3 protein-coding genes are annotated in these 2,819 nt (G+C 70.7%); all 3 read right to left on the bottom strand.

What is annotated here, in order from left to right; translation table 11 throughout:
• Positions 1–392: 392 nt before the first annotated feature.
• Positions 393–1,613, bottom strand: coding sequence for an SPFH domain-containing protein (locus IJH84_RS05130; RefSeq protein ID WP_200072525.1), 1,221 nt, complete (start codon positions 1,611–1,613; stop codon positions 393–395).
• A gap of 14 nt (positions 1,614–1,627) precedes the next feature.
• Positions 1,628–2,056, bottom strand: a complete 429-nt coding sequence (locus IJH84_RS05135) for an NfeD family protein (protein ID WP_200072526.1) — start codon at positions 2,054–2,056, stop codon at positions 1,628–1,630.
• Between the two features lie 83 nt (positions 2,057–2,139).
• A partial coding sequence (locus IJH84_RS05140) for a DUF3097 family protein (protein WP_295140886.1) occupies positions 2,140–2,819 on the bottom strand: 680 nt, incomplete at its 5' end.

A 2,819-nucleotide genomic window follows, 5' to 3' on the forward strand; every position in this document is an offset into this window, starting at 1 on the left:
CCGAGGCGATCAGGGACGGCGACGCCGAGACCGCGAAGACCCGGCTGCGCGAGCACCTGCTGGACGTCGTGCGCGTCCTCGGCGTGGCGGGCGGACCCAGGCTCGAACCGCCGCAGTGACCCGACAGCGCTGATCAGCCCTCCGCCCTTTCCCGAGGGTCTTTAGGCGGACTCCAGCAGGTCGCGTTGGTCTGCAGCGGTGTGTCCGGACCAGGTGGGCGAGGCGAGCTGCTTGTCGGTGTTACTGTCGGGGTGCACTGAAACGTCTATATGTTTCGACTTGGAAAGTGCAAAGCGTGGGGGCGGTGCGAGAACAAGCACCGCCCCCACGAAATCTGCTCAGCCGCTCACCGCACCTCGATCACCGATGCGCACCGAGCCCGGAGACGCCGGTCAGGCGGGTGGGTTGCCGCCCGCGGGCGGCTCGTCGAGACCACCGGGCCTGCCCAGCGCCCGCGCGGCCTCCGGACCGGACAACGCGCCGCCCTGCCCGGTGTTGCCCGGCGCCGAGGCGCTGGGCACCTCCTTGCGGGCCACTTCCTCGGCCGCCCGGACCGCTTCGGCGACCTCCGGATTCGTGGAGGTGTCGAACCAGCCGGCCACCGACTCCTCCTCGTCCTCCGGAGCGCCTGCGGGCGGTTCCTCGGCCGGCGGCTCGTAGCGGAAGGTGCCGTCCTCGCCGGGCGCGCCGAGCATCCGCGCGAAGCCCTCCAGCGACTTGTTGAAGTCGCTGGGCACCACCCACACCTTGTTGGCGTCGCCCTGCGCCATCTGCGGCAGGGTCTGCAGGTACTGGTAAGCCAGCAGTTCCGGAGTGGGCTTGCCGCGCTTGACCGCGGCGAAGACCTTCTCGATCGACTTCGCCTGGCCCTGGGCCTGCAGGTAGCGACCGGCCCGATCGCCCTGCGCACGCAGGATGCTGGACTGCCGCTCCCCCTCGGCGTCCAGGATGGACGCCTGCTTGGCGCCCTCGGCGGCCAGGATCTGGGACTGCTTCTGGCCTTCGGCGGTCTTGATCGCCGACTCCCGCTCGCCTTCGGCGTTGAGGATCATCGCGCGCTTCTCCCGGTCGGCGCGCATCTGCTTCTCCATCGAGTCCTTGATCGACGGCGGCGGGTCGATCGCCTTGAGCTCCACCCGCGCGACCCGGATGCCCCAGCGCCCGGTCTCCTCGTCGAGCACCCCGCGCAGCTGGGTGTTGATCTGGTCGCGGGAGGTCAGCGTCTCCTCCAGGCTCATCCCGCCGACCACGTTGCGCAGCGTCGTGGTGGTCAGCTGCTCCACGCCGACGATGTAGTTGGAGATCTCGTAGACCGCCGCGCGCGAATCGGTGACCTGGAAGTAGACGACGGTGTCGATGGACACCGTCAGGTTGTCCTGGGTGATCACCGGCTGCGGCGGGAACGACACCACCTGCTCGCGCAGATCGATCCGGGCCCGCACCCGGTCCAGGAACGGCATCAGGAAGTTCAGCCCCGGCGCGGCCACGGTCCGGAACCGGCCGAGCCGCTCGACCACCGACGCCTGCGCCTGCGGCACCACCAGCACCGACTTCACCAGCACCACGATGACCAGCAGTACGACGACCACCAGCACGATCAATCCAGGACCCACCTGAATCCTCCAGCTCAAGGTTGTGCCGAAACCACCGCGGTGGCCCCGGAGATCTCCACGACCAGCACCGTCGCGCCGGTCTGCAGCACCTGCTCGTCTTCGGCCGTGCGGGCCGACCACACGGCGCCGTCGATGCGCACCCGGCCGCCCTGGTGATCGACCGGTTCGAGCACGGTGGCGCGTTTGCCGACCAATGCCTCGACGTTCGTCTTCAGCTCCTGCTCGACCTGGAAGCGGCGCTTCAGCGCCGGTCGCACACCGGCGACCAGCCCGGCCGACAGCGCGGCGAACACCAGCGCGTCGACCCACAGCGGAGCTCCCAGCGCCGCGGCGCCCGCCGTCCCCAGCGCGGCCGCGCCCAGCATCGCCAGGACGAAGTCCCCGGACAGCACTTCCGCGGCGATCAGCAGAAATCCGACGATCAGCCACAGCACCGGGACCATGCGTTCATGGTGGCAGAACCGGACCGCCCTGGTGGCAGGATTACTCCGAAGTGATCAACGCGTGATCCGCCGCGTCGCGGCCCTCACTCGGCGGTGACGAAGTCGATCAGCTGTTCCACCGCACCCAGCAGCGGCGCCTGCAGGTCCTGGAATCCTGAAACGCCGGAGAGCACCCGGCGCCAGCCTTCGGCGGGTTCGCCCCAGCCGAGCGCGTCGCACACGCCCTGCTTCCAGTCCTGCCCCCGCGGCACCTGCGGCCACTGCGCGATGCCGAGCGCGGCGGGCTGCACCGCCTCCCACACGTCCACGTACGGATGGCCGGTGATCAGCACGTTCGGGTCGGTGATGCCTTCGACGAGGCGGGACTCCTTGCTGCCCGGGACCAGGTGGTCCACCAGCACCCCGACCCGCCTGCCCGCGGCGGGCTCGAACTCGGCCAGCAGCCCGGGCAGATCGTCGACGCCGTGCAGCGGTTCGACCACCACGCCCTCGACTCGCAGGTCGTGGCCCCATACCCGTTCGACCAGCTCGGCGTCGTGCAGCCCTTCCACCCAGATCCGGCTGCCGCGGGCCTGCCGGGCGCGCAGGCCTTCGACCCGCCTGGACCCGGAGGCCGAGCGAGCCGGTGCGGCCTCGGCGGGCCCGGAAGGGGCCGGTACGAGCGTGGCGGGTTTGCCTTCGTGCAGGAAAGCGGCCGGGCGCAGCGGGAAGACCCGGCGGGCGCCGTGCCGGTCCTCCAGCAGCACCTCGCGCTTGTCGGCCC

This window comes from Saccharopolyspora sp. (assembly GCF_017434145.1).
GTDB classification, from domain to species: Bacteria; Actinomycetota; Actinomycetes; order Mycobacteriales; family Pseudonocardiaceae; genus Saccharopolyspora_C; species Saccharopolyspora_C galaxeae.